Here is a 26,795-nt window from a genome sequence, read left to right as displayed (position 1 = left end):
CCCCGCTTTCGCGGGGTTCTTGTTTGTTCCTGCGGCAGTGCGATCAGTCGCCCAGGGTCAGCAGCGAGGCGTTGCCGCCGGCGGCGGTGGTGTTCACCGTCACCGTCTTCTCGGTGGCGAAGCGCAGCAGGTAGTGCGGGCCGCCGGCCTTGGGGCCGGTGCCGGACAGGCCCTGGCCGCCGAACGGCTGCACGCCGACCACCGCGCCGATCTGGTTGCGGTTGACGTACACGTTGCCGACGTTGACGCGCGCGGCGATGCGGTCGACGGTTTCATCGATGCGCGAATGCACGCCCAGGGTCAGGCCGTAGCCGGTGGCGTTGATCTGGTCGATCACCGCGTCCAGCTGATCGGCCTTCCAGCGGATCACGTGCAGCACCGGCCCGAAGATTTCCTTGTGCAGCTGGCCCAGGTCCTTCAGCTCGTAGGCGCGCGGGGCGAAGAAGGTGCCGTTGGCGGCTTCGCCGGACAGCGGTGCGGTGGCGATCAGGCGGGCTTCGGCGTCCATGCGTGCGGCATGGTCGGTGAGGATCTGCAGTGCGTCGGCGTCGATGACCGGGCCGACGTCGGTGGACAGCTCGCCCGGGTTGCCGATCTTCAGTTCGGCCATCGCGCCGGCCAGCATGCCCATCACCTTGTCGGCGATGTCGTCCTGCACGAACAGCACGCGTGCGGCCGAGCAACGCTGGCCGGCCGAGGTGAAGGCCGAGGCGATCGCGTCCTTGACCAGCTGTTCCGGCAGCGCCGAGGAGTCGGCGATGAAGGCGTTCTGGCCGCCGGTCTCGGCGATCAGCACGCCGATGGCGGCATCGCGTGCGGCCATCGCGCGGTTGATGGCGCGGGCGGTCTCGGTGGAGCCGGTGAAGGCCACGCCGGCCACGCGCGGGTCGGCGGTGAGCGCGGCACCGACGGTGGCGCCGTCGCCCGGCAGGAACTGCAGCACGCCTTCCGGCACGCCGGCGTCGAGCAGCAGCTTCACCGCGTAGTAGCCGACCAGGTTGGTCTGCTCGGCCGGCTTGGCGATGACACTGTTGCCGGCGGCCAGTGCGGCGCTGACCTGGCCCAGGAAGATCGCCAGCGGGAAGTTCCACGGGCTGATGCAGACGAACACGCCGCGGCCATGCAGCTGCAGTTCGTTGGATTCACCGGTCGGGCTGGGCAGCTTCTCGGCGCTGCCGAACTGCTCGCGTGCCTGCTTGGCGTAGTAGCGCAGGAAGTCCACCGCCTCGCGCACTTCGGCGACGCTGTCGGGCAGGCTCTTGCCGGCTTCCTTCACGCACAGCGCCATGAACTCGGCGATGCGGGCTTCCAGCTGGTCGGCGGCGTGTTCGAGGATGGCGGCGCGGCTGGCGGCCGGGGTGCGGTTCCAGGCCGGTTGCGCGGCCACCGCGTTGGCCAGTGCCTGCTGCACGGTGGCGCTGTCGGCGGCCTGCCACTGGCCGACCACTTCGCGACTGTCGGCCGGGTTGGTCACCGGCAGCGTGGCGCCGGTGCTGGTGGCGCCCGGCACCAGCGGTGCTGCCTGCCACGGCTTGATGGCGGCGTGCAGCTGCTGGGCGAGGGCACGCAGGTCGTTGTCGTTGGCGAGGTTGATGCCCATGGAATTGTTCCTGTCGTGGTTCTGGCTGCGCAGCAGGTCGATGGGCAGCGGGATCTTGGGATGCGGGATGGACGCGAACGAGGACACCGCCTCGACCGGATCGCGGATCAGGTCGTCGATGGACACGTCCTCGTCGGTGATGCGGTTGACGAAACTGGAGTTGGCGCCGTTCTCGAGCAGGCGGCGCACCAGGTACGGCAGCAGGTCTTCGTGCGAGCCGACCGGCGCGTAGACGCGGCAGGGCACGTTGAGGCGGTCGGCCGGGATCACCTCGGCATACAGGTCATCGCCCATGCCGTGCAGCTTCTGGTGCTCGTAGGTGCGGCCCTGCGCGATCTGCTTGACCGCGGCGATGGTGGCCGCGTTGTGCGTGGCGAACATCGGGTACAGCGTGTCGCTGTGGCCGAACAGGCGCTTGGCGCAGGCGATGTAGGACACGTCGGTGTTCTGCTTGCGGGTGAACACCGGGTAGCCGGCCAGGCCTTCGATCTGGGCGCGCTTGATCTCCGCGTCCCAGTAGGCGCCCTTGACCAGCCGCACCTGCAGCTTGTGGCCGATGCGACGGGCCAGGTCGGCCAGGTAGTCGATCGTGTACGGGGTGCGCTTCTGGTAGGCCTGCACGACGATGCCGAAGCCTTCCCAGCCCTTGAGCGAGGGATCGCTGACCACGCGCTCGATGATGTCCAGCGACAGTTCCAGGCGGTCGGTTTCCTCGGCGTCGACGGTGCAGCCGATGCCGTAGGACTTGGCCAGCTGGGCCAGCTCCAGCACGCCGGGGACCAGGTCCTTGAGCACGCGCTCGCGCTTGGCATGCTCGTAGCGCGGGTACAGCGCCGAAAGCTTGATCGAGATGCCGTGCGAGGCGGTGACGTCGCCGTCGGCTTTGCCGCCGCGGGCGATGTTGTCGCCACCGATGGCGTGGATGGCGCGGCGGTAGTCCTCCAGGTAGCGCAGCGCGTCCTTCATGGTCAGCGCGCCTTCGCCGAGCATGTCGAAGGAGTAGCGGTAGTTGCTGTTGTCGCCCTTGTGCGAGCGCGACAGCGCTTCGTCGATGGTGCGGCCCATGACGAACTGGTGGCCCATGATCTTCATGGCCTGGCGCACGGCCAGGCGGATCACCGGCTCGCCGACCCGGCCGATCAACCTTTTGAACGCACCATGCACGTCGCGCTTGGTGGCATCGGCCAGGTCGACCAGATGGCCGGTCAGCATCAGGCCCCAGGTGGAGGCATTGACCAGCACCGAGTCGGACTGGCCCATGTGCTTCTTCCAGTCCGCTTCGCCGAGCTTGTCGCGGATCAGCTTGTCGGCGGTTTCCTGGTCGGGGATGCGCAGCAGCGCTTCGGCCACGCACATCAGCAGCACGCCTTCCTCGCTGCCGAGGTCGTACTGGCGCATGAAGGCCTCGATCGCACCCTGGTTCTTGGCGCGCGCGCGCACGCGGCGCACCAGGTCGGCGGCGGTGGCCTGTACCTGTGCCTGCTCGGCGGCGGGCAGGCGCGCCTGCGCCAGCAGTTCACGGACGTGGGTGGTTTCGTCCTTCAGCCAACCATCGGTGATGGCCTGTCGCAGTGCGGCAGGTACCGGTGGCAGCTCGGGCGAAAGCAGGGCTTCCGCGGAGGGAGCGACAGCAGTGGAAGGTGTTGCGTTCATGCCTGGGACCAGGGTTGTCGGATTCGGCCATTTTAATCCTTGCCGGCGGTTTTCCCAGTCCCCCCTGGCGTCCTTTCACCCGGCCGAAAGCCTTGTGTGGCAGGCGTTTCGGTAAAGCGAGAGGTGCATTTCCAGTTTGTGCCGAAACCGTCAAATTATCCGCCGATGTTTGGCGGGCTGGCGGCGATTCGAGTGTGCGCTGCAACAATCCGACATCGATGAATGGAAGCTTGCCGGTGTGAATTTGCAGGGCTACCATCGGGTCGTTTTCCGCGGTACGGACGCGGTTGCGACATGATCCAGATGCTTCGGTCGGTTTCCGATGGCTCACATGCGCAGCTGGTGCTGCATCCCCCACGGGCGCTCACGGCCCGGCAGTTCGTCCTGTTGTTCGCCGCGTTGGCTGGACTGATGGTGTTCACCGCAGGCCTGGGTTGGCTGTCCGGGAACGTCTTCGCTCCGGTCTTCGCGTTGGTGCATTGCTTGCTGGTGGGTTGGGCGTTGCGTGCGGCTTGGCGCAGCGGCGACCGCCGGGAAGAGATCCGGGTAGGACCGGACTGCGTGGAGGTGATCCCCGCGGCCGGGAGTTCACCGGTGTTCCGGGCACACCCGTATTGGGTGCGGCTGGTCACCGGAGAGGGACGGGTCCTGCTGGTTTCCAGTGGAAAGCGGGTGGAAGTGGGGAGTTTCCTCGCACCTGCCGAACGCCAGGAACTTGCGGCGGCACTTGAAGGCTTGCTCGCAGCCAGCAATGGCTGCAAACCGACGACGTCAAGGGTCTAGGCATGAAGCAAAGCAGCGGGTGGGGCGGGAAGTTGAAGTACGGATGCATGCTGGCAGCCATGGCGCTGTCGGCACCTGTGGCGTGGGCGCAGTCCGCCGACCCCAAGGAGTGGCAGCTCAACATGGGCAAGGGCGTGACCCATACCGCGCGCATGGCGTGGGAAGCGCACATGGTGGCGCTGTGGGTGTGCGTGGTGATCGGCGTGCTGGTGTTCGGCGCGCTGTTCTACGCGGTGTTCAAGTTCCGCAAGTCCAAGGGAGCGGTGGCCGCGCAGTTCAGCCACAACACCAAGGCCGAGATCATCTGGACCGTCATTCCCATCGTGATCCTGGTGGTGATGGCCTGGCCGGCCACGGCAAAGCTGATCGCCATGTACGACACCCGCGATTCGGAGATGACGGTGAAGATCACCGGCTATCAATGGATGTGGAAGTACGAATACCTGGGCGAGGATGTCGCCTTCACCAGCCGCCTGGACCGCAAGTCCGACGCGCTGCGGCAGAGCGGGGCGGTGCCGACCCTGGCCACCGATCCGCATTACCTGCTGGACGTGGACAACGCGCTGGTGCTGCCGGTCGATACCAAGGTCCGCTTCGTCATCACCTCCGATGACGTGATCCACGCCTGGTGGGTGCCGGCGCTGGGCTGGAAGCAGGACGCGGTGCCGGGCTTCATCAACGAGCGCTGGACCAACATCGAGGAAGTCGGCGTCTACCGCGGCCAGTGCGCAGAGCTGTGCGGCAAGGACCATGGCTTCATGCCGATCGTGGTCAAGGCCGTGTCCAAGGAAGACTTCAAGACCTGGCTGGCCTCGCGCAAACCCGCACCCGCGGCGGAGGCGGCACCGGCCGCTGCACCCGCGGCGCCGGCCTCCGAGCAAGCACCGCAACCGGAAGCCGCGCCGGCGACGCCGGCCGCGACCGGCGCCTGATCCCACTGCGTGCCGGCCGGCAGGCCGGCGCGATGCCTGGAAACTGGATTAACGAGGTGTAGTTGCAATGGCGAACTCCGCAGTGGATCACTCCGAGCACCACGGTCACCACCAAAGCTTCTTCGAACGCTGGTTCTTCTCCACCAACCACAAGGACATCGGCACGCTGTACCTGCTCTTCAGCTTCACGATGTTCATCATCGGTGCGGCGATGAGCGTGGTGATCCGGCTGGAGCTGGCGCAACCCGGCCTGCAGTACGTCAAGCCGGAATTCTTCAACCAGATGACCACCGTGCATGCGCTGGTGATGATCTTCGGTGGCGTGATGCCGGCCTTCGTCGGCCTGGCCAATTGGATGATCCCGCTGCAGATCGGCGCGCCGGACATGGCGCTGCCGCGCATGAACAACTGGTCGTTCTGGCTGCTGCCGGTGGCCTTCACCCTGCTGCTGATGACGCTGTTCCTGCCCGGTGGCGCCCCTGCTGGTGGCTGGACGCTGTACCCGCCGCTGTCGCTGCAGGGCGGCTACAACGTGGCCTTCAGCGTGTTCGCCATCCATGTGGCCGGCATCAGTTCGATCATGGGCGCGATCAACATCATCGCCACCGTGTTGAACATGCGCGCGCCGGGCATCGACCTGCTGAAGATGCCGATCTTCTGCTGGACCTGGCTGATCACCGCGTTCCTGCTGATCGCGGTGATGCCGGTGCTGGCCGGTGCGGTGACCATGCTGCTGACCGACAAGTTCTTCGGTACCAGCTTCTTCAATGCCGCCGGTGGCGGTGACCCGGTGATGTACCAGCACATCTTCTGGTTCTTCGGTCACCCGGAGGTCTACATCATGATCCTGCCGGCGTTCGGCGTGGTCAGCGAGATCCTCCCCACCTTCAGCCGCAAGCCGCTGTTCGGTTACCAGGCGATGGTGTACGCAACTGCCGCCATCGCCTTCCTGTCGTTCATCGTGTGGGCGCACCACATGTTCACTGTGGGCATGCCGTTGGGCGGCGAGATCTACTTCATGTTCGCCACGATGCTGATCTCGATCCCGACCGGCGTGAAGGTGTTCAACTGGGTCAGCACGATGTGGGAGGGCTCGCTGACGTTCGAGACGCCGATGCTGTTCTCCATCGCCTTCGTCATCCTGTTCACCATCGGTGGCTTCTCCGGCCTGATGCTGGCCATCGTGCCGGCCGACTTCCAGTACCACGACACCTACTTCGTGGTGGCGCACTTCCATTACGTGCTGGTCACCGGTGCGGTGCTGGCGCTGATCGCGGCGGTGTACTACTGGTGGCCGAAGTGGACCGGTCGCATGTACAACGAGTTCTGGGGCAAGTTCCATTTCTGGTGGACGATGGTGTTCGTCAACCTGCTGTTCTTCCCGCAGCACTTCCTGGGCCTGGCCGGCATGCCGCGCCGCATCCCCGACTACAACCCGGTGTTCGCCGACTGGAACCTGGTCAGCTCGATCGGTGCGTTCGGCATGTTCGTCACCCCGTTCCTGATGGCCGGCATCCTGTTGTCCTCGCTGCGCAGCGGCAAGCGTGCCGAAGCGCGTGCCTGGGAAAGCGCCAGGGGCCTGGAATGGACCGTGCCGTCGCCGGCACCGGCGCACACCTTCACCGTCCCGCCGGTGATCAAGCCGGGCGACCTGGCCCACGACGACGTGACGCATTGAGGAGCAGGGCATGAACAGCCAGTGGCAACCTGATGAACTGGCCCAGCGCCGTCGGCGTGCACGCCGCACCGCGCTGGTGGTGGGCGTGATCGCGGTGGCGGTGTACGTCGGCTTCATCCTGTCCGGGGTGCTGGCGCAGTGACCACGCCTGCGCCCAAGCCCGCCCGCAATGCCGGCATGGTCCGGCTGATCGGCGTTGCGCTGGGCGTGTTCGTGCTGACCTTCTCGCTGGTGCCGCTGTACCGCATCGCCTGCGAGAAAGTGTTCGGCGTGCGGCTGGAACGCGGCGCCAGCCAGGCGGCGGCCACGCATGACGGTGCCGGCAAGGCCCGGCGCACGGTGCGGGTGGAGTTCGATGGTGGCGTGAACTCCAAGCTGCCGTGGGCGTTCCATCCGGAAAAGCTGACGATGGACGTGGTGCCGGGTGAGTTGAACGAGGCGCTGTACTACGCCCGCAACGAAAGCGAACGGCCGCTGGTGGGCAGCGCGGTGCCGTCGGTGGCGCCGGCGCGTGCCTCCGGCTTCTTCAACAAGACCGAATGCTTCTGCTTCACCGCGCAGACCCTGCAGGCCGGGGAGCAGCGCGAGATGCCGGTGCGCTTCATCGTCGACCCGGACCTGCCGGATGACGTGAGCACCATCACCCTGTCGTACACGTTCTACAAGAATGATGCGCTGACCGAGCAGCTGGCCCCGGCTTCGACCGCGGCCGCCGCCCATGCAGCTCCCTGATCACGGACCCGGAAGCAACGCCATGGCCCACAACACGCCTGATGCCAACGTCTACTTCGTGCCGAGCCAGAGCAAATGGCCCTTCGTCGGCTCGATCGCCATGCTGGTGCTGATGGTGGGGGTGGCCAGCTGGCTCAACGACGCCAGCTGGGGGCGCTGGACCTTCTTCGTCGGGCTGGCGATGCTGGTGTTCACCCTGTTCCTCTGGTTCGGCGACGTCATCCGCGAATCGGTGGCCGGCAACTACAACCGGCAGGTCGACGGCTCGTTCCGGATGGGGATGATCTGGTTCATCTTCTCCGAGGTGATGTTCTTCGGCGCGTTCTTCGGCGCATTGTTCTACACGCGCAACATGGGCCTGCCGTGGCTCGGTGGCGAAGGCCATGGCGTGGCGACCAACGACCTGCTGTGGAGCGGCTACTCGGCGGCCTGGCCGACCAACGGCCCGGCCGATATCGGCGGTGCGTTCCAGACCATCCCGGCGTGGGGCCTGCCGCTGATCAACACATTGATCCTGTTGACCTCCGGCGTGACCCTGACCATCGCCCACCATGCGCTCAAGGCAGGCAACCGCAAGCAGCTGCTGACCTGGCTGGGCCTGACCATCGTGCTCGGCTGCGTGTTCCTGACGTTGCAGGCCGAGGAATACATCCATGCCTACAAGGAGCTGAACCTGACGCTGGGTTCGGGCATCTACGGCTCCACGTTCTTCATGCTGACCGGCTTCCACGGTGCCCACGTGGCGCTGGGCACGATCATGTTGATCGTGATGTGGTTGCGCGCGGCCAAGGGGCATTTCACCCGCGACAACCATTTCGGCTTCGAAGCGGCGGCGTGGTACTGGCACTTCGTCGACGTGGTGTGGCTGATGCTGTTCCTGTTCGTCTACGTGCTCTGATCGACGCGGACGCATGGCACGCAGGGAGGTGAAGCGCTGATGGGCTTCACTCCCGTTCTGCTGCGACTTAGCCGCCGACGCCGTGCGGCTTGATCCAGCCGGTGTAGATGCCCAGCCCGACCAGCAGGATCAGCACCACCGACAGGACGATGCGCCGCGTGAGCGCGTTGACCGTGCGTTTGGTCTGGCCACGATCGATCATCAGGTAGTAGAGGCCGGCTCCCAGATTCCAGACGATGACGATCAGAAACGCGATTACCAGCAAGGTCTTCAACGAATCGTTCATGCGCGGCCCGATGGGTGAATTGGCAACGCTATATCACCCGCTCCGGGGCCGCTTGTCATGACGCGACAGCACACAAGCGCGTTCGGCTGGTCGTTGGCGCTGTTGGTGGCGACGGTGTTCTGCGGCCTGGGCGTCTGGCAGCTGCAGCGCATGCACGAGAAGCAGGCCCTGCTGGACCAGGTGCCGCCCGGGCGCGAGAAGGCGATGGCCGTGCAGCAGGCCATGCAGGCGCCGCGGGAGCTGCACTGGGTGCGCGACCGGCTGCAGTTCCTGCCCGGCAGCATCCTGCTGGACAACCAGCTGCGCCACGGCCGGGCCGGGGTGAAGGTCTACCAGCCGGCGCGTGCCGACGGCGGGCAGGTGGTGCTGGTGGACCTGGGCTGGCTGCCGTTGCCGGCGGACAGGCGGATGCCGGTGATCACGCCGCAGCCGGGCGTACAGACGCTGGAAGGCCTGTGGGCGCCCCCCCCTTCGGCCGGGCTCGCGCTGGGCCCGGCACTGGCAGCGGCCGATCAGCCGCGGACCTGGCTGGCCACGCGCATCGAATTGCCGGCCATTTCCCGCGCGCTGGGAGTGGCGGATGCGCCCATGGCCCCGCAGGTGCTGCGGTTGGATCCTGCGTTGCCGCTGGGATACGAGCGCGACCTGGAGTTGCTGCCCAACACGCTGCCGCCGTCACGCCACCTCGGCTACGCGGTGCAATGGTTCGCGATGGCCTTGGCGGTGCTGGTGATCGCCGTGGTGCTGCAATGGCGGCGCGGGCGGGCCAGGCGGTGACGGGGCGATGCCGCGGCGCGGGCAGGAGCCGTTTCTCCCGGGTCCGTTCGATTCTCCGGCAGCGCCACGGGCGTTCATCGGCCCGTCTGCCGATGGCGTGCAGGGCGTTGCTTGTCATTCCTTTCTTCCCGGCGTTGGTGCCGGGCGGGGAATGGCCCCGGTTGCCCACCGACAGACGTTCGAGTTCACTGGTCCACATGGGAAACTGCCACGCATGAATGCCCTCACGCCCGAACAGCTTGCCGTCCGCAACAAGGGCCGCCGCGTGCTGCTGCTGATCTTCGCGATGTTCTTCGGTTCGATGGCGCTGGCCGGCATCCTGCGTTTCTCCGGCTGGACCCCGCAGATCAACCGCAACCATGGGCAGCTGTACGAGCCGCCGATCGATCTGCGCCAGGAACCGCTGCGGCTGGCCGACGGCCAGCCCTATGCCTGGAATCCGGCCGAACGCACCTGGCGCATCGTGCTGGCGCCGCCGGCCGATTGCGCACCGGCCTGCGTCACTTTGTCGCAGCAATTGGACAAGGTCTGGCAGCTGTTCGGGCATAACGCGGATAATGTCGAGATATTGTGGCTGGGCTCGCCGCCGGCAGCGGTGGCGGTCACGCCGGCACTGAAGGTTCTGCAGGCCCAGCCCGCGTTCCGGGCGAAGCTGCCGGGTGTCGATGACCCGGCTGGAACCCCGGTGTATGTGATTGATCCCAATGGCTTTGTGGTGTTGCGCTATGCGCCCGGCTTCGAACCCGGTGGATTGCGGGCCGACCTTTCCAGGCTGTTGAAACTGAAGTGAGTCCCGTTCGATGAATGCCCACGCGCGTCCGGCGCTGTACCGCAATTTCCACCGCCTGGCGTGGTTCGCACTGATCATGACCGCCAGCACGATCATGTTCGGTTCGTTCGTGCGGCTGTCCGATGCCGGGCTGAGCTGCCCGGACTGGCCGACCTGCTACGGCCGCGTGACCTGGCCGCAGACCCAGATGGAAGCCGCCCAGCACGTGGCCAGCGAGATCCGCCCGCTGGAGAGCCACAAGGCCTGGCGCGAGCAGGTGCATCGCTTCCTGGCCGGCCTGCTCGGCGTCGAGGTGCTGACCCTGGCGCTGCTGGCGGCACGCCGGCGCCGGCATGGCATCGCCCAGATCGTCACCGCCTCGGTGCTGGTGGCGCTGGCCATTCCCCTGTACATGCGCGGCGAGCACGTGGCTTCGAGCGTGCTGGCCATCGGCGGCGAGGCGATCCTGCTGCTGGCGGCGCTGCGCTGGTCCAACCTCGACCTGGCACGGGCGGCGGTGCTGACCCTGGCGGTGGTGGTGTTCCAGGCCCTGCTGGGCATGTGGACGGTGACCTGGCTGCTCAAGCCGATCGTGGTGATGGGCCATCTGCTCGGTGGCATGGCCATGTTCGGCCTGCTGGTGTGGATGGCCTGGCGGGCCACGCACCTGCCGATCACCTTGGCCGAGGCGCCGCGCCTGCGCTGGTGGCTGCGTGCCGGCCTGGCCCTGCTGGTGCTGCAGATCGCGCTCGGTGGCTGGGTCAGCGCCAACTACGCGGCGCTGGCCTGCGGTGGCGGCAGCGTGTCGCTGGACAACTTCCCGCGCTGCGTCAGCCAGTGGTGGCCGCAGCAGAACTACGGCGAAGGCTTCACCCTGTGGCGCGGCATCGGCGTGGATTACGAAGGTGGCGTGCTCGACGGCGCCTCGCGCATCGCGATCCAGATGGCGCACCGGATGATGGCCATTGTGGTGTCGCTGTACCTGCTGGTGCTGTCGGTCCGCATGTTCCGCCTGCCCGGCATGCGCGGCTGGTCGACCGCGTTGGGCCTGCTGGTGCTGCTGCAGATCAGCCTGGGCGTGCTCAACGTCAAGCTGGCTCTGCCGCTGGCGGTGGCGGTGATGCACAGCGGCGGGGCAGTGGCGCTGTTGTTCGTGCTGGTGTCGTTGCTCGCACGCCTGCGTGCCCCGGAGTGATGGCATGAGCGCGACCTGGCAAGACTATTGGGACCTGACCAAGCCCAAGGTGGTGGCACTGATCGTGTTCACCGCCCTGGTGGGCATGTGCCTGGCCATCCCGACCCTGCCGACCACCGCGCAGGTGGTGTCCGGTGCGGTGGGTTTCATCGGCATCTGGTTGTCGGCCGCCGCCGCGGCGGCGATCAACCAGCTGCTGGACGCGCGCATCGACGCGCAGATGGCACGCACCTCGTGGCGGCCACTGGTGGTGGGCAAGGTCACGCCGCGCCAGGTGCTGGTGTTCGCCGGCGCGCTGACGGCGCTGTCGATGACCCTGCTGGTGCTGTGGGTGAACGTGATCACCGCGGTGCTCACGTTTGCCTCGCTGATCGGCTATGCGGTGATCTACACCGTGTACCTGAAGCGGGCGACGTCGCAGAACATCGTCATCGGCGGCCTGGCCGGCGCGACTCCGCCGCTGCTGGGCTGGGCGGCGGTGACCGGCATGCAGGGCAGCTCCGATTGGGCCTATGCCTCGCTGCTGGTGCTGATCATCTTCGTGTGGACGCCACCGCACTTCTGGGCGCTGGCGATCTTCCGCCGCGCCGACTACGCCAAGGCCGACGTGCCGATGCTGCCGGTGACCCACGGCGTGCCGCATACGCGCCGGCAGATCCTGATCTACACCGTGGTGCTGGTGGTGGTGACGCTGCTGCCGGTGGCGATCGGCATGAGCGGGATGTTCTACCTGGGCGGTGCCAGCGTGTTGAACATCGTGTTCCTGTGGTACGCATGGAAGATGCAGGACCCGCCGGACGAAATGTTCAACATGAAGACGTTCTGGTATTCCATCGTGTACCTGATGGCGCTGTTCGCCTTCCTGCTGGTGGACCACTGGTTGCTGCCCTGGCTGTAACGCCGGGCGGGGCGCAAACGAGGACGGCAGGAGCGGCCTTGGCCGCGAAACTCGCGATGCGTCGCCGCATGCGGTAGCCGTCTGCCCGGCACTGCGTGATGGCCTGCGTTGCGTTGAGCCGCGGGTTCCACTGCTTCGCGGCCGAGGCCGCTGCTAGAGCTTCCTGTTCTTCGCGGCGTAGCGTTGGGCGACCATCGAGCAGACGATCAGCTGGATCTGGTGGTAGATCATGATCGGCAACACGATCGCACCGAGGCTGCCGCCGGCGAACAGCACCTTGGCGATCGGTACGCCGGTGGCCAGGCTCTTCTTGGAGCCGCAGAACACGATGGGGATCTCGTCCTCGCGGCTGAAGCCCAGCCTGCGCGCGAGCCAGGTGATGCCGGGCATGGCGATGGCCAGCAACACCACCGCGATCACCGCGGTGGTCAGCAGCGAGACCAGCGGCGTCTTGGTCCACAGGCCTTCGTTGACCGACTCACCGAAGGCGGCATACACCACCAGCAGCACCGTGCCCTGGTCGGTGTAGCGCAGCAGTGGGCGCTGTCGTTCCACCCAGCCGCCGATCACCGGGCGCAGCAGGTGGCCGGCGACGAAGGGCACCAGCAGTTGCAGCATGATCGCGCCGACCGCATGCAGCGGATTGGCCATGCCGCCCTGCGTGCCGGCCAGCAGGGTCATCAGCAATGGGGTCAGGAACACCCCGAGGATGCTCGACAGCGACGCGGCGCAGACCGCGGCCGGCACGTTGCCACCGGCCATCGAGGTGAAGGCGATCGACGATTGCACGGTGGAGGGCAGGGTGCACAGGAACAGCACGCCCAGGTACAGCTCCGGTGTCAGCAGCGCGCCGGACAGCGGCTTGAAGGCCAGCCCCAGCAGCGGGAACAGCACGAACGTGCAGGCCAGGATCACCAGGTGCAGGCGCCAGTGGAGCATGCCGGCGATGATCGACTCGCGCGACAGCCGCGCGCCGTGCAGGAAGAACAGCGCGGCGATGGCGATGTCGGTGAAGTGGTCGAAGCCACGGGCCAACGCGCCGCTCATCGGCAACACGGTGGCCAGCGCGATGGTGGCGAGCAGCGCGAGGGTGAAGTTGTCAGGCCGCAGGCGCGACCACCAGCGTTTCATCAGGCAGGGGTTCCTCGATCAGGTGCGGGTGAAGGCATGCTCAGGGGACAGGAGCCTCGATGGCGTCGCGCGCGCTGGCCTCCAGCGAGGTCATGCCGGCCGCGCGGCCGAGCTGCAATGCGTCGTCGGTGGAGGCACCTTCGAGCCGGGCATTGAGCAGGGCCAGCAGTGCGCCGGCACGGTTGCCCGACGCGCAGTGCAGCAGGGTGGTGCCGTCGTCTTGTGCGAGCAGGCGCTGCAGGGTGCGCGCGTTGGCCGTGGTGAGGTCGGCGGTGCCGGCAATGGGCAGGCGGACATAACGCAGGCCGAGCTGCTCGGCCTGCGCGCCTTCGTCGTAGCCGCGGTCTTCCTCGGGCCGACGCAGGTCGATGACGGTGGTGACGCCGGAGCGGGCGGCATCGCGCAGCTGTTGCGCGCTGGGTTGGCCGGCGGTGAGCAACTGCGGGCGGGGCTGGCGCAGCGGAGCGTCGGTGGCCATCGCATTGGCCGATGCAAGCACGGCCAGCAGCAGGAGCGAACGGAAACCAGTCATCGAACAACCTCCGGTGGATGGGTCAGCGCAGCGTGGCCCGGGTCTTGAGCAACTCGCGCAGCTCGTACTTGTCGGCTTCATCCAGGCCCTGCTGGCGCTGCTTGGCCTGCAGTTCGTCCAGGCGTTGCTGCAGCAGCTGTTTTTCGAGCTGGTTGATGGCGTCCTGCAGTTCCTGGCCCCAGCTGGCCTCATCACCGGGCAGGGCGATGGCGGCGAGCTTGTGCAGCGCGGCCTGTTCCTCGCGCTCGTTGAAATGCTCCAGCAGCGCGCCGGTGCTGATGTCCGGGCGTTGCTCGACCAGCTGCAGCAGTTCCAGCAGCAGCTCGATGCCGGGCAGGCGCAGGCCGCCGATGGCGTGGTGGCCATGCAGGTTCATGGCCAGTGATGGCTGCTGCAGCAGGATGGCGATGGCCGCGCGTACCAGGCTGCGCTTCTGCACCGGCATCACGTTGCCGCGTGCGGCCGGCCGCGCTGCGGCGCTGGCGGGCACGGAGTTGTTGGCGCCGATGCCGGTCAGGCGCGCCAGCTCCTGCTTCATCAGGTCGCCGAAGGCACCGTCGGGGATCTGCGCCAGCATCGGCCGCGCGCGTTCGGCCAGGCGGGCCTTGCCGTCCAGCGTGCCGAGGTTGATCTCGCGGCTGAGCTCGTCGAAGAAGAACTGCGACAGCGGCGTGCCCTGCTTCAGGCGTGCGTCGAAGGCTTCGGCGCCTTCCTTGCGCACGATGGTGTCCGGGTCCTCGCCATCGGGCAGGAACAGGAAGAACGCCTGGCGGCCGTCCTTCATGCGCGGCAGCACCGATTCCAGCGCCTTCCAGCCGGCCTTGCGGCCGGCGTTGTCGCCGTCGAAGCAGAAGTACACGTCCGGCGCATTGCGGAACAGCAGCTCGGCGTGGTCCGGCGTGGTCGCCGTGCCCAGCGTCGCCACCGCCTGGGTGACGCCGAACTGGAACAGGCTGACCACGTCCATGTAGCCCTCGACCACGATCAGGCGCTCGATCTTCTGGTTGGCCTGGCGCACCTGCCACAGCCCGTACAGTTCGCGGCCCTTGTGGAACAGCGCGGTTTCCGGCGAGTTGAGGTACTTGGGGCCGTCGTCCTTCTGCATGACGCGGCCGCCGAAGGCGATCACCCGGCCGCGGCGGTCGAAGATCGGGAACATCACCCGGTCGCGGAACTTGTCGTAGACGTGGCCGCGGTCGTTCTTGGAGAACAGGCCCACGCGGTCGAGCAGCTTCATGCGCCGCTCGTCCCTGCCCAGTGCATCCTTCAACGCGCTGTAGCCGTCCGGCGCATAGCCGATGGAAAAGCGCGCGCGGGTGTCGGCATCGACGCCACGGCTGTCCAGGTAGGCACGCGCCTTGTCGTTGCCTTCCAGCTGCTTCTGGAAGAAGCGGCTGGCCGCATCCAGCGCGGAGTACTGGTCGCGGCTGTCGTCCTGTTGCTGCTGGCTGCGCGGGTTGTTCTCGCGCGGCACTTCCATGCCGACGCGCTTGGCCAGCTCGTCGACCGCGTCGAGGAACTCGAGGCGGTCGTAGTTCATCAGGAAGCTGATCGCGGTGCCGTGCGCGCCGCAGCCGAAGCAGTGGTAGAACTGCTTGGTCGGCGAGACGTAGAAGCTGGGCGAGCGCTCGTCGTGGAACGGGCAGCGCGCTTCGTATTCCTTGCCCTTGCGCTTGAGCGGGACGCGCGTGTTGATCACCTCGACGATGTCGGTGCGGGCAAGCAGGTCGTCGATGAACGCGTCGGGAAGTCGGGCCATGCGGCAATGAACAGCGCCGCCGGAGGGCGGGGCACACAACAGGGATGGAGGAGAAGTGTACTCGTCTGCGTCGGGAGCGTGCCCCTGCCCAGTGCTTCCCTTGGCGTTGCCAAAGGAAGGGGGGGGGCGTACATGGCGTACCGACGGATCACTGTGAGCCGCCCCCTCCCTTGCGCCAAAGGCGCAGGGGAGGGTTGGGGAGGGGGTGCTCTGGTGGCGGGCAAGCGGATGGGGCGCGGACTTCAGCTGTTACCGTTGGTGAGGCCGAAGGACAGAGCAACGGCCGCTGCTTCAGTCCGTCTCTGCAGGCGTATCTGGCAGCGCGCGCCGTGCCCGTGCCCGCTCATCGATCACCGCGGTGATCAGTGCACCGCCGAAGAACACCACGCTGGCGTAGTAGATCCACACCAGCATGATCACCAGCGTCCCCATCGAGCCATAGGCACTGCCCGGGGCGGCATTGGCGATGTACAGGCCGATGCCGTAGCGGCCCAGGGTGAAAAGAATGGCGGTGATGGCGCCGCCGATGAAGGCCTGGCGCCATTCCACCGGCCGGTCGGGCAGGTAGTGGTAGAGGAAGGCAAAGCCCAGCGCATACATCACCAGCGTGGTGATGTAGCCCACGGCGGGCAGGGCCGAGGGCAGGTGCGAGAACACCACCTGCAACGCGGTGGTGGCCACCATCGAGACGATCAGCAGGAAGCCCAGCGCCAGCACCACGCCGGCCGAGAACACGCGCTTCTTCAGCCAGCCCAGCACGCCCTCGAAGCGGCGGATGTCGGTGCGGAAGATCAGGTTCAGCGCCCCCTGCAGCTGGGCGAACACCACGGTCGCGCCGATGAACAGCAGGGCCACGCTCCACAGCCCGGCCAGCGAGCCCAGGTCGGGGCGCGAGGTGGCGTTGTTGATCACCGTCTGCGCGACCTCGGCCACGCTGCGGCCGGCGAGGGAGGCGATCTGGTCGACCAGCGCCTGCTGTGCGGGCGGGTACAACGAAGCGGTCAGCCACAGCAGCAGCACCAGCAGCGGTGCCAGCGAGAGCAGGGTATAGAAGGCCAGTGACGCGGCCTGGGTCATCACGTCGGCTTCGGCGAAGCGGCGTACCAAGGCGCCGGGCAGGCTCTGCTGCAACTGATCCAGGCGCTGCTTCAGCTTGTCGGGGGACAGGTAGGGCATTGCGGTCGCACGGCACGGCAGGCCATGCACGTTAAGCGATGTGATGAAAAAAGAGGGTGAAGCACCAAGTGGCCGCGGGAGCACCTTCCGGCGCGAAGCCGGTGGTGCGTGGGGTGCGGGATGCACGCGGTCGGTCGGCTTCGCGGCCGAGGCCGCTCGGATGGACAAGGCCCGCGTTGCCGCGGGCCTTGGGCGATCAGCCGGCCAGGGCCTGCTTGACCAGCTTGGACACCAGGCCCATGTCGGCCTGTCCGGCCAGCTTGGGCTTGAGCACGCCCATCAGCTTGCCCATGTCGGCGGCGCTGGCCGCGCCGGTTTCGGCGATGGCCGCCGCGATGGCGGCACTGATGGCGGCTTCGTCCATCTTGGCCGGGAGGTAGCGCTCGATCACCACGATCTCCTCGCGTTCGATCGAGGCCAGGTCTTCACGGTTGGCCGCTTCGTACTGGGTCACCGAGTCCTTGCGCTGCTTGACCATCTTGTCCAGCACGGCGATCACGGCGGTATCGTCCAGTTCGATGCGCTCGTCCACTTCACGCTGCTTGATGGCCGCGTTGATCAGGCGGATCACGCCCAGCGAGTGCTTGTCGCCGCCCTTCATGGCGGCCTTCATGTCATCGGTCAGCTGTTGCTTCAGGCTCATGGATCACCTCTTTCGGGATCGGAATACGGTTTGGAAACACGGGGACCGGGAACGCAAAAAGCCGGCTACGCTTGCGCGTGCCGGCTCTTACCCCAGTACAGAAGGCCGAAGCCCCCCGTTCAGGAGTCGCGTCCGATCAGTACAGGCGCTGACGCTTGGTCACGTCACGCGAGGAACGACGCAGCTGGCGCTTGACGGCAGCAGCGGCCTTGCGCTTGCGTTCCTGGGTCGGCTTTTCGTAGAACTCGCGCTTGCGGGTCTCGGCCAGCACGCCGGCCTTTTCGCAAGTGCGCTTGAAGCGGCGAAGAGCAAACTCGAAGGGCTCGTTCTCGCGGACTTTGACGCTGGGCATGGAATCTCCGGGACACAATGAAACCGGGTCACGCCCGGTGAGCCGCGCATTATAGTCGCTTTGAGCGGGTGCGCAAGTCCCCCGGGGTTTGCCCCGAGGCTGGGGAGGTTCACAATACGCCCATGAAAGTCCTCGGCATTGAATCATCCTGCGATGAGACGGGCGTTGCCGTCTACGACACCGACCTGTCCGGCGCCGCCGCGCTGCGCGCCCACGCGGTCTACAGCCAGATCGCGCTGCACGCCGAATATGGTGGTGTGGTGCCGGAGCTGGCCAGCCGCGACCACGTGCGCAAGACCCTGCCGTTGATCCGGCAGACGCTGGACGAGGCCGGCATCGCCATCTCCGATATCGACGGGGTGGCCTATACCGCCGGCCCGGGTCTGGTCGGGGCATTGCTGGTCGGCGCCGGGGTGGCACGGTCGCTGGCCTGGGGCCTGGATGTACCGGCCATTGCCGTGCATCACATGGAAGGCCACCTGCTGGCGCCGCTGATGGAGGACGACCCGCCGGAGCCGCCGTTCGTGGCGCTGTTGGTGTCCGGCGGCCACACCCAGCTGATCGCGGTCGATGCCATCGGCAAGTACCGGCTGCTGGGCGAGACCCTGGACGACGCCGCCGGCGAGGCCTTCGACAAGACCGCCAAGTTGATGGGGCTGCCGTATCCGGGTGGCCCGCAACTGGCCAGGCTGGCCGAGATCGGCACGCCGGGACGCTGCAGGTTCGCCCGCCCGATGACCGACCGGCCGGGGTTGGACTTCAGTTTCTCCGGCCTGAAGACCCAGGTGCTGCTGGCGTGGCGCGACAGCGACCAGAGCGAGCAGACCCGCGCCGACATCGCGCGCGGTTTCGAGGACGCGGTGGTCGACACGCTGGCCATCAAGTGCGAGCGCGCGCTTGATGCGGCCGGTTGCGAAGTACTGGTGGTGGCCGGCGGCGTGGGCGCCAACAAGCGCCTGCGCGCCAAGCTGCATGAGGCCGCGCAGCGGCGCGGTGGCCGGGTGTGTTTCCCGCGCCCGGCGCTGTGTACCGACAACGGCGCGATGATCGCCTTCGCCGGCGCGCTGCGCCTGAAGGCCGGCCAGCACAGCCCGCCGGAAGTGAAGGTCACCCCGCGTTGGGACATGGCAACGCTGCCGCCGCTGGTGGACGAATAGGGCAGGAACGGCGCGCGGGGTCGCGGCTGCATCGCCGGATTGATCGCGGTTGCGGGGGCACCACTCCGCGCGATTGCACGCGGGATCGCCGCGGGCGCCGTTCAGCCAAACGCCCCTGCTTAACGCCCCGGCACGTACCATTGCGCGTTCCCCAATCCCTGTTCCCTGTGTTCAATGGACAAAGTATTCATCGAAGGGCTCGAGATCGACGCCCTGATCGGCATCTACGACTGGGAGCGGCGCATCCGCCAGACGTTGGTGTTCGACCTGGAAATGGGCTTTGACAACCGCAAGCCCGCGGCGAGCGACGACATCGTCGACACGCTGAACTACAAGGCGGTGAGCAAGCGCTTGATGGAATTCGTGCGTGGCTCGGACTTCGGCCTGGTGGAGACGCTGGCCGAGCGCTGCGCGCAGATCGTGCTGGACGAGTTCGACGTGCAATGGCTGCGCCTGAAGCTGAGCAAGCCCGGCGCGGTGCGCGGTGCGCGCGCGGTGGGCGTGATCATCGAGCGCTCGCGCGCTGCCGGGTAACCCCCTGTCCTGAAGCTGCCGGACGGCCTGCCCGGGCCGCCCATCGGGCGCGCGCGCGCCGTCGTGGCCAGGACCCTGCAACGAAGAGGAGCAAGAACCGATGGCGGTAATGGGAATCCGTTGGCTGGACCAACTGGAAAGCACGCTGGCGCCTTATCCGCTGGCGTACCCGGCGGTGGTGCTGGTGGCGCTGCTGCTGGTGGCCTGGCTGGCCAACTTCGTCACCAAGCGCATCCTGCTCAGCGGCCTGCGCAAGGCGATCGAGCGTTTCTCCGGCCCGGAGAAGAACGCCAAGCAGCCGCTGCGCGTGATCGCACGGCTGGCCAACATCGTGCCGTCGGTGGTGATCGCCGCCGGCCTGTCGATCGTGCCGGAACTGCCGCCGGAGCTGGTGGCCGGGCTGAAGGCGCTGTGCCATGCCTGGACCGTGCTGACCATCGCCCTGGCCGTGGCGCATGCGCTGGACGTGTTCAATGATTTCTACGAGCGTCGCCCGGACGCGCGCAACAAGCCGATCAAGGGCTACCTGCAGGTGGCCAAGATCGTGGTGTTCGTGCTCGCCGGCCTGTCGATCGTGGCGACCCTGGCCGGGGTCAAGCTGCTGCACGTGGTCACCGGCCTGGGCGCGGCGACCGCGGTGCTGATGCTGATCTTCCAGGACACCATCCTGTCGCTGGTGGCCAGCGTGCAGATCAGCGGCGATGGCCGCGTGCGCATCGGCGACTGGATCGAGATGCCCAGCCAGAACGCCGATGGCGACGTCACCGACATCGCCCTGCACACGGTGACGGTGCGCAACTTCGACAACACCATCACCACCATCCCGACCAAGAAGCTGGTGACCGAATCGTTCCGCAACTGGCGTGGCATGCAGGAGTCGGGCGGGCGGCGGATCAAGCGCTCGATCTACCTGGACCAGCACAGCGTGCGCTTCCTCGATGCCACCGCGCTGGAGCGGCTGGGCCAGTTCGGCCTGCTGGACGACTACTTCGCGGCCAAGCAGGAAGAGCTGGGCCAGTGGAACGCGCAGGTGGCGCAGGCCCACCCCGAGCCGGTCAACGCGCGCCGCATGACCAACCTGGGAACCTTCCGCGTCTACGTGGAGCGTTACCTGCGCAGCCATCCGGACATCAAGCAGAACATGACCCTGCTGGTGCGGCAGATGGCGCCCACCCCGCAGGGCCTGCCGCTGGAGATCTACTGCTTCGCGCCGACGGCGTGGGCGCAGTACGAGCGCACTCAGTCCGACGTGTTCGACCACCTGCTGGCGATCCTGCCGGAGTTCGGGCTGCGGGTGTTCCAGGAGTCCAGCGACGCGATGCTGATGGCGGTGCGCGAGCGCCAGGACGAAGGCGTGTAGGACGCCGGCGGGGATTGCCGGGAAGGCGCGTGGCCCCGCGCTCCCATTGGGACGGGACGCCGGTCGGGCGGGGCCGTGCCGCGCTGGGTACCACCGCCGTGCGGGGCTGTGATCGCGCGCGCTGTGATTCACGGCGGTGGCGCTAGAATCCGCACACTGCAAACGTTTACATGAAGAAGGATTGCCGGTGGCCCACGACCGCATCGAGTCCCTGATCGCCCGCATGACCCTGGAAGAGAAGGTCGGCCAGTTGAGCGTATTCGCCGACATGGTCCGGCCCTTCGTCCCGGACATCAATCCCGAGGCCAATGTCCGCAATGCCGAGCAGGTGCTGGAGCAGGTCCGTGCGGGACGGGTGGGGTCGCTGTTCAACGGCGTCGGCGCCGAACAGGGCCGCCAGATCCAGAAGGTGGCGGTGGAGGAGAGCCGGCTCGGCATTCCGGTGATCCTGGCCGCCGACGTGATCCATGGCATGCGCACGGTGTTCCCGATCCCGTTGGGCGAAGCCGCCAGCTTCGAGCCGGACCTGGCCCAGCGCACCGCCCGCGCCACCGCGGTGGAGGCCACCGCGGCCGGCATCCATTGGACCTACGCGCCGGCGGTGGACATCGCCCGGGACCAGCGCTGGGGCCGCGGTGCCGAGGGCGCAGGCGAGGACGTGGTGCTGGGTTGTGCGTTCGCCGCCGCCCGCGTGCGTGGCTTCCAGGGCCAGGACCTGACCGCTGCCGATGCCTTGCTGGCCACGCCCAAGCATTTCGCGGCCTACGGTGCGGTCGCCGCGGGCATGGAATACGCCCAGGTGGACATCTCGCCGCAGAGCCTGCGCGACATCCATCTGCCGCCGTTCAAGGCCGCGCTGGAAGCCGGCGCGTTGTCGCTGATGAGCGCCTTCAACGACATCAACGGCGTGCCGGCCAGCGCCAACCGTGCGCTGCTGACCGAGTTGCTGCGCCACGAATGGAAGTTCGATGGCGTGGTGGTGTCGGACTACACCGCCGACATGGAATTGATCGCGCACGGTTACGCCGCCGACGAGGTGGACGCCACCCGCAAGGCCTTCCTGGCCGGGTTGGACCTGAGCATGCAGAGCGGCTTCTACGATCGCCACCTGGCCGGGCTGGTCGAGGCGGGCGAGGTGCCGATGTCGGTGCTGGATGAATCGGTGCGCCGCATCCTGCGGTTGAAGGACGCCATAGGCCTGTTCGATGACCCGTACCGTTCGCTGGATGCCGCGCGCGAGGCCGATCAATCGCATATCGCTGCGCACGATGCGCTGTCGCGCGATGCCGCGCGCCGCTCGATCGTGCTGCTGAAGAACGAGAACGCGGTGCTGCCGCTGAAGAAGCAGGGGCAGAAGATCGCGCTGATCGGCCCGTTCGTGCAGGACCGCGACAACATCGAAGGTTGCTGGACGTTGTTCGGCGACAAGTCGCGCTACGTGACGCTGGAGGACGGCGTGCGTGCGGCGCTGGGAGACGCGGCAAGCGTGGAGATCGTGCCCGGTTGTGCGTTGGAGGCGCCGCTGGACGGCGGCATCGCCGCGGCGGTGGCGGCTGCACGGCGCGCCGATGTGGTGGTGCTGGCGCTGGGCGAGCCGCAGCGTTACACCGGCGAGGCGCAGTCGCGCGTGGAGATCACCTTGCCGCCCGCGCAGCAGGCGCTGGCCGACGCGGTCGCCGCCACCGGCACGCCGTTGGTGGTGCTGTTGCGCAACGGGCGCGCGCTGGCGCTGCACGGTGCGGTGCGTGATGCGCAGGCCATCGCGGTGACCTGGTTCCTTGGCACGCAGACCGGCCATGCGGTGGCCGACGTGTTGTTCGGCGACTACAACCCGTCGGCGCGGTTGCCGGTGAGCTTTCCGCTCGCTTCCGGGCAGCAGCCGTACTTCTACAACCACCCGCGCACCGGGCGCCCGGAGCTGCCGACGATGTCCGAGTTCAAGGCCCGCTGGCGCGAGATTCCGAATGCGCCGCTGTACGCGTTCGGTCATGGCATCGGCTACACCACGTTCGCTTACGACGCGGTGCGGCTGAGCACCGCGCAGATGGATTGGGACGGCACGCTGGAGGTCAGCGCGACGGTGACCAACACCGGCGAGGTTGCCGGCGAGGAAGTGGTGCAGTTGTACGTGCATGACCGCGTCGCCAGCCGGGTGCGGCCGGTGCGTGAGTTGAAGGACTTCCGCAAGGTCGCGTTGGCACCGGGACAGTCGCAGCAGGTGACGTTCCGCCTGGTCCGCGAGCAGTTGGCCTTCACCGGCGTGGACGGCGAATTCAGTGCCGAGCCGGGCCTGTTCGATGTGTGGGTGTGTGCGTCGTCGGCCAGCGGCGAGGCGGCCAGCTTCGAGCTGCTGGCGCCGTGACCGTCCGATAGGAGCGCCCAAGGGCGCTCCTGCGACGTGGAGTGACAGATGACACCTGCCGGCGGTGGGCCGGCATGCGATGCTCGCGCCATTCCCCGGAGAGACACAAATGGCCGCGCTGCCCGTCTACATGCCCTGGTTGATGACCGCCGGTTTCGGCCTGTTGTACTACCGGCGCATCCGCCGGCACTTCGGTTGGCAGCCGTGGCGTCCGCACCGCAACGTCGCGCGCATCGTGCTGCTGTCGGTGCTGGTGCTGCTGCTCGGCTGGGCGGCGCTGTTCCTGCCGCACGTGGCCTGGGGAATGCTCGGCGGGGCGGTGGCCGGCGTGGCGCTGGGGCTGTTCGCGCTGAAGCACACCCGGTTCAGCGCACGCGACGGCCATGCCGGGTACATCCCCAATCCGTGGATCGGTGGCGTGCTGTCGCTGGTGCTGGTCGGGCGGTTGGCGTGGCGCTGGTACAGCGGCGCGTTCAGCGCCGGCGCGATGCAGGGCGGCAGCAATGCCAGCCCGCTGACGATGAGCCTGGTCGCCGCGCTGCTCTGCTATGGGCTGGTGCAGGCAATCGGGCTGCGCCTGCGCCTGCGCTGAGCGCGGGTCACAGTGGTTTCACCACCTGCAGGTCGTAGCCGCTGGCCACGTCCGCGCAGGCCGAGACCGCTGCATATGCCGCCGGTGCGGGGCTGGTGGCCAGGCTCAGCCGGACGTCGCCGGTGGGCACTTCCTGGAAGCGTTGCACGGCCGGTGGCAGGGTGTCGCTGAAATACAGCATCAGCTGCGCGGTATAGGCCTGCTTCGCCAGGCCGCTGGGCAGTGGCAACGCGGGGTAGGCCAGCTGTGCTTCGTGCCAATGCTGCGGGGCGTCGGCGCGCTGCCAGCGGACCGTGAGCGGGGTGTCGGTGCCGAGCATGACCGGCGCCTGCGGTTCGCGCCGGTTGGGGCAGGTGGCCTGCGCGAGATCCGCGTGGAGCAGGTCGACGTTCTGCCCGTTGAGCTCCAGCCGAACGATCGGCACCGCGCTGGAATCGGCCACCGAAACCAGGGTCAAACCCGCAGGCGCACGGCGGGCGGGGGTGCGTACCAGTCGCGGTGACCGCATCGGCGTGAGGACCACGTCCACATGGTCGGGGTAGTGGTAGTAGACGTGGCGGAGGTCACCCGCCGGCAGGTCGTGTGGCAAGGCGGCCGATGGCCGGCGCAGCGGCACGACATCGGGCGAGGGCCGCCCATCGCCCAGGGCCCGGCCGATCTGCAGGCGGCTTGGCTTCAGCGCGTGCCCGGCATAGGGGAACGCACGGCCGTCGGCGCGCCGCGCCGGCGGCCAGCGGGTGATCTGCGTGGTCTGCCCGACCGGCAGGGCCGGGACCGGCATGACATGACCGAAGCCGGGCGTGCTGGTGAAGCCGGTGCTGACACTGTCGTCCAGCCACAGCGTCTGGCCGGTCAGGTTCACGTGGACTTCGGAAACCGGAGGGGCTCCGAACAGGCTGTCATGTTGCCTGCGCAGGCTCTGCCCCGCGGGCACGATCAGCGCCGCCAGCACGGCCGGGCCCAGCATCGCCAGATGCGCCACCCGGGGTGTCCCGCCGCGGTCGCGGACCAGCGCGTAGAGCCATGCCAGCAGCAGCGTCGGCAACAACACGACGCCGAGCAGCGGCGCATAGAGGACGACCAGCAGCGCGGCGGGGTGATCGAGCAGGATCAGCACCGAGGCGGTGGCGGTGAGGACCGCCACCACTGCGCCGATCACGATGGCGGGCAGGTAACGCAGCAACATCGCAACAGGTCCTTGTCGCCGGATGCAACGGCCGCGATCAGCCGGCCTTCGGGGTCAGCTTGAGCAGGCGGGCGTTGTTGCCGTCTTCCAGCAACCACAGTGCACCGTCCGGGCCCTGCTCCACTTCGCGGATGCGCTTGCCCATGTCGAAGCGTTCCGCTTCGCGGGCCGTGTCGCCGTCGAAGGCCACGCGCACCAGTGACTGCGAGGACAGCCCGCCGATGAAGCCGCTGCCCTTCCACTGCGGGAACAGCGCGCCGTTGTAGATGACGAAGCCGGCGGGCGAGATCACCTGGCGCCAGGTCACCACCGGGGCGATGAAGTCCGGGCGGGTGTCGTGGTCGGGGATCGGCCGGCCGTCGTAGTGGTCGCCGTTGGAGACGATGGGGTAGCCGTAGTTGCCGCCGCGCTGGATCAGGTTCAGCTCGTCGCCGCCCTTGGGGCCCATCTCGTGCTCCCACAGCTTGCCGTTGCCGTCGAAGGCGATGCCCAGCACGCTGCGATGGCCCAGCGACCACACCTGGTCGGCCGGCGCACCCTGCGCCACGAACGGGTTGTCGGCCGGAACGCTGCCATCGTCGTTGAGGCGGATGATCTTGCCCAGGTTGGTCTTCATGTCCTGGGCGGGATCGAACTTCTGCCGCTCGCTGGAGCTGATCCACAGCTTGCCGTCCGGGCCGAAGGCCAGGCGGTGGCCGTAATGGCCGCGGCCGCTGACCTTGGGGGTCTGCCGCCAGATCACCTGGGCGTCGCTGAGCTGTCCGCTGCCGTCGGCGGCCAGCACCAGCCGGGCGCGCGCCACCGCGGCACCCCGGGTGTCGTCCTGGCCGTCCTCGGCATAGCTGTAGTAGACCCAGCCATTGCTGGTGAACTGCGGATGGGCCAGCACGTCACCGAAGCCGCCCTGGCCGCCATAGGCCACGGTCGGTACGCCGCTGATCTCGCTCCGCTTGCCGCTGGCCGGGTCGACGTGCAGCAGCTTGCCGGCCTTTTCGGTGACCAGCAGGCTGCCATCGGGCAGGAAGGTCATCGCCCACGGCTCGTTGAAGCGGGCGACCTCGGTGGCGGCGAAGGGCCATTGCGCGGGCTTGATGGCCGCTTCGGCGGCAGGATCGGCGGGGTCGGCGGCGCAGGCGGTGCTGAACAGCGCCGGGGTGATCGCCAGTGCGAGGCTGAGCAGGAGGGGACGGGGCATGGGGTTCTCCAATGAGGGGAAACGTCTGTCCAACGGCGCCATTACACCATGCCCGTCGGGGTCTTCCGGGCCCGGGCCTCTGGGAAGGTGGCGATGGATCGCATAACGTAGCGGCTCACGCCCAAGACCGGGCGGGGTGTCCCTACAAGGAGTTTGGCTGATGAAACCTCAGGTGCAACGACCCTCGGCAGCCTTCATCGCCGCATCGTGGACGGCGTTGATGCTCGGCGCGGTCGCTTATCTGGTGGGCTTGTTCAACGCGGAGATGATGCTCAACGAGAAGGGCTACTACCTGTCGTTGCTGCTGTTCGGCCTGTTCGCCGCGGTGTCCCTGCAGAAGAGCGTGCGCGACCGCGTGGAGGGGATCCCGGTGAGTGCGCTGTACTACAGCCTGTGCTGGTTCGCCCTGTTGTCGGCCTTGCTGCTGCTGGTGGTCGGGCTGTGGAACGCGACCCTGTTGCTGAGCGAGAAGGGGTTCTACGGCATGTCCTATGCGCTGTCGCTGTTTGGCGCGGTGGCCGTGCAGAAGAACACCCGCGACACGATGGCGGCCGACGCGCTGTACGGCGCACCGCCGCTGCCGCCGCAGGACTGAGCCCGCGCGGTACAGCGCAA

General features: G+C 67.6%; 25 protein-coding genes and 1 pseudogene. 16 read left to right on the top strand and 10 right to left on the bottom strand.

Translation table 11 applies throughout. From position 1 onward, the window contains the following. Window positions 1-43: 43 nt before the first annotated feature. Window positions 44-3,253, bottom strand: coding sequence for a bifunctional proline dehydrogenase/L-glutamate gamma-semialdehyde dehydrogenase PutA (gene putA / locus ATCM_RS18635; protein WP_132865957.1), 3,210 nt, complete (start codon window positions 3,251-3,253; stop codon window positions 44-46). A 294-nt stretch (window positions 3,254-3,547) separates the two neighbouring features. Between putA and ATCM_RS18630 the strand changes: the two genes are divergently transcribed. The 6 genes from ATCM_RS18630 to ATCM_RS18610 all read left to right on the top strand — a co-directional run bounded on the left by ATCM_RS18630 (window position 3,548) and on the right by ATCM_RS18610 (window position 8,276). Continuing rightward, a complete protein-coding gene (locus ATCM_RS18630) occupies window positions 3,548-4,036 on the top strand; it encodes a DUF2244 domain-containing protein (protein ID WP_132865956.1) in 489 nt (162 codons plus the stop codon). 47 nt (window positions 4,037-4,083) lie between these two features. Then, complete coding sequence (coxB, locus tag ATCM_RS18625; protein ID WP_243694061.1) at window positions 4,084-4,968, top strand: cytochrome c oxidase subunit II; 885 nt, start codon at window positions 4,084-4,086, stop codon at window positions 4,966-4,968. 67 nt (window positions 4,969-5,035) lie between these two features. After that, window positions 5,036-6,646 carry a cytochrome c oxidase subunit I gene (ctaD, locus tag ATCM_RS18620; protein WP_132865954.1) on the top strand — a complete coding sequence of 537 codons (1,611 nt, stop codon included), beginning with the start codon at window positions 5,036-5,038 and terminating at the stop codon, window positions 6,644-6,646. Window positions 6,647-6,656: 10 nt separating this feature from the next. Continuing rightward, complete coding sequence (locus tag ATCM_RS19465) at window positions 6,657-6,788, top strand: hypothetical protein (protein WP_263863716.1); 132 nt, start codon at window positions 6,657-6,659, stop codon at window positions 6,786-6,788. Between the two features lie 35 nt (window positions 6,789-6,823). Next, window positions 6,824-7,378, top strand: coding sequence for a cytochrome c oxidase assembly protein (locus tag ATCM_RS18615; RefSeq protein WP_192287952.1), 555 nt, complete (start codon window positions 6,824-6,826; stop codon window positions 7,376-7,378). Window positions 7,379-7,400: 22 nt separating this feature from the next. Beyond that, a complete protein-coding gene (locus ATCM_RS18610) occupies window positions 7,401-8,276 on the top strand; it encodes a cytochrome c oxidase subunit 3 (protein ID WP_132865952.1) in 876 nt (291 codons plus the stop codon). A gap of 67 nt (window positions 8,277-8,343) precedes the next feature. Here the strand turns inward: ATCM_RS18610 and ATCM_RS18605 are convergent, their stop codons facing one another. Beyond that, window positions 8,344-8,562 carry a twin transmembrane helix small protein gene (locus ATCM_RS18605; RefSeq protein ID WP_132865951.1) on the bottom strand — a complete coding sequence of 73 codons (219 nt, stop codon included), beginning with the start codon at window positions 8,560-8,562 and terminating at the stop codon, window positions 8,344-8,346. A gap of 57 nt (window positions 8,563-8,619) precedes the next feature. On the opposite strand from ATCM_RS18605, the gene ATCM_RS18600 reads away from it, so the two are divergent. From ATCM_RS18600 to cyoE, 4 genes are all read left to right on the top strand, one after another. Then, entirely contained in the window at window positions 8,620-9,339 is a 720-nt protein-coding gene (locus tag ATCM_RS18600) for an SURF1 family protein (protein ID WP_132865950.1), read from the top strand. A gap of 214 nt (window positions 9,340-9,553) precedes the next feature. After that, the gene (locus ATCM_RS18595) at window positions 9,554-10,129 is read left to right on the top strand and encodes a hypothetical protein (protein ID WP_132866241.1); all 576 of its coding nucleotides are present in this window, start codon (window positions 9,554-9,556) and stop codon (window positions 10,127-10,129) included. 10 nt (window positions 10,130-10,139) lie between these two features. After that, the gene (locus ATCM_RS18590; protein ID WP_132865949.1) at window positions 10,140-11,303 is read left to right on the top strand and encodes a COX15/CtaA family protein; all 1,164 of its coding nucleotides are present in this window, start codon (window positions 10,140-10,142) and stop codon (window positions 11,301-11,303) included. A 4-nt stretch (window positions 11,304-11,307) separates the two neighbouring features. Further along, window positions 11,308-12,201, top strand: coding sequence for a heme o synthase (cyoE, locus tag ATCM_RS18585; protein WP_132865948.1), 894 nt, complete (start codon window positions 11,308-11,310; stop codon window positions 12,199-12,201). A 153-nt stretch (window positions 12,202-12,354) separates the two neighbouring features. Here the strand turns inward: cyoE and ATCM_RS18580 are convergent, their stop codons facing one another. The 6 genes and pseudogenes from ATCM_RS18580 to rpsU all read right to left on the bottom strand — a co-directional run bounded on the left by ATCM_RS18580 (window position 12,355) and on the right by rpsU (window position 17,794). Beyond that, the gene (locus ATCM_RS18580) at window positions 12,355-13,332 is read right to left on the bottom strand and encodes a bile acid:sodium symporter family protein (protein WP_132865947.1); all 978 of its coding nucleotides are present in this window, start codon (window positions 13,330-13,332) and stop codon (window positions 12,355-12,357) included. Window positions 13,333-13,372: 40 nt separating this feature from the next. Then, window positions 13,373-13,864, bottom strand: coding sequence for a sulfur transferase domain-containing protein (locus tag ATCM_RS18575; RefSeq protein WP_132865946.1), 492 nt, complete (start codon window positions 13,862-13,864; stop codon window positions 13,373-13,375). Window positions 13,865-13,886: 22 nt separating this feature from the next. After that, a complete protein-coding gene (dnaG, locus tag ATCM_RS18570) occupies window positions 13,887-15,623 on the bottom strand; it encodes a DNA primase (RefSeq protein WP_132865945.1) in 1,737 nt (578 codons plus the stop codon). A 330-nt stretch (window positions 15,624-15,953) separates the two neighbouring features. Continuing rightward, a pseudogene (locus tag ATCM_RS18565) lies at window positions 15,954-16,799 on the bottom strand (YihY/virulence factor BrkB family protein); the annotation flags it as partial. A gap of 196 nt (window positions 16,800-16,995) precedes the next feature. Then, a complete protein-coding gene (locus ATCM_RS18560; RefSeq protein ID WP_132865943.1) occupies window positions 16,996-17,442 on the bottom strand; it encodes a GatB/YqeY domain-containing protein in 447 nt (148 codons plus the stop codon). Between the two features lie 136 nt (window positions 17,443-17,578). Next, on the bottom strand, window positions 17,579-17,794 hold the full coding sequence (gene rpsU, locus ATCM_RS18555; protein ID WP_002808376.1) for a 30S ribosomal protein S21: 216 nt from the start codon (window positions 17,792-17,794) through the stop codon (window positions 17,579-17,581). A 122-nt stretch (window positions 17,795-17,916) separates the two neighbouring features. On the opposite strand from rpsU, the gene tsaD reads away from it, so the two are divergent. The 5 genes from tsaD to ATCM_RS18530 all read left to right on the top strand — a co-directional run bounded on the left by tsaD (window position 17,917) and on the right by ATCM_RS18530 (window position 23,799). Continuing rightward, window positions 17,917-18,951, top strand: a complete 1,035-nt coding sequence (gene tsaD, locus ATCM_RS18550) for a tRNA (adenosine(37)-N6)-threonylcarbamoyltransferase complex transferase subunit TsaD (protein ID WP_132865942.1) — start codon at window positions 17,917-17,919, stop codon at window positions 18,949-18,951. A gap of 174 nt (window positions 18,952-19,125) precedes the next feature. After that, window positions 19,126-19,485, top strand: coding sequence for a dihydroneopterin aldolase (gene folB, locus ATCM_RS18545; RefSeq protein ID WP_132865941.1), 360 nt, complete (start codon window positions 19,126-19,128; stop codon window positions 19,483-19,485). Window positions 19,486-19,585: 100 nt separating this feature from the next. Next, window positions 19,586-20,845: a mechanosensitive ion channel family protein gene (locus ATCM_RS18540; RefSeq protein WP_132865940.1), complete on the top strand. Its 1,260-nt coding sequence runs from the start codon at window positions 19,586-19,588 to the stop codon at window positions 20,843-20,845. A gap of 187 nt (window positions 20,846-21,032) precedes the next feature. After that, the gene (locus ATCM_RS18535) at window positions 21,033-23,207 is read left to right on the top strand and encodes a glycoside hydrolase family 3 N-terminal domain-containing protein (protein WP_132865939.1); all 2,175 of its coding nucleotides are present in this window, start codon (window positions 21,033-21,035) and stop codon (window positions 23,205-23,207) included. Between the two features lie 109 nt (window positions 23,208-23,316). Then, window positions 23,317-23,799 carry a hypothetical protein gene (locus ATCM_RS18530; RefSeq protein ID WP_132865938.1) on the top strand — a complete coding sequence of 161 codons (483 nt, stop codon included), beginning with the start codon at window positions 23,317-23,319 and terminating at the stop codon, window positions 23,797-23,799. Window positions 23,800-23,806: 7 nt separating this feature from the next. On the opposite strand, the gene ATCM_RS18525 is transcribed toward ATCM_RS18530, so the two are convergent. Continuing rightward, window positions 23,807-24,985, bottom strand: a complete 1,179-nt coding sequence (locus ATCM_RS18525) for a hypothetical protein (protein WP_132865937.1) — start codon at window positions 24,983-24,985, stop codon at window positions 23,807-23,809. Between the two features lie 37 nt (window positions 24,986-25,022). Beyond that, window positions 25,023-26,180: a PQQ-dependent sugar dehydrogenase gene (locus tag ATCM_RS18520; RefSeq protein ID WP_132865936.1), complete on the bottom strand. Its 1,158-nt coding sequence runs from the start codon at window positions 26,178-26,180 to the stop codon at window positions 25,023-25,025. Window positions 26,181-26,340: 160 nt separating this feature from the next. Here ATCM_RS18520 and yiaA point away from each other — a divergent pair, with 160 nt between their 5' ends. Next, window positions 26,341-26,775, top strand: coding sequence for an inner membrane protein YiaA (gene yiaA / locus ATCM_RS18515; protein WP_132865935.1), 435 nt, complete (start codon window positions 26,341-26,343; stop codon window positions 26,773-26,775). Window positions 26,776-26,795: the final 20 nt, after the last annotated feature.

Source organism: Stenotrophomonas sp. ATCM1_4 (assembly GCF_004348115.1).
Classification (GTDB): Bacteria; Pseudomonadota; Gammaproteobacteria; order Xanthomonadales; family Xanthomonadaceae; genus Stenotrophomonas; species Stenotrophomonas capsici.
The sequence above is the reverse complement of the archived record's forward strand: the minus strand, read 5'-3'. Positions and strand labels throughout refer to the sequence as shown.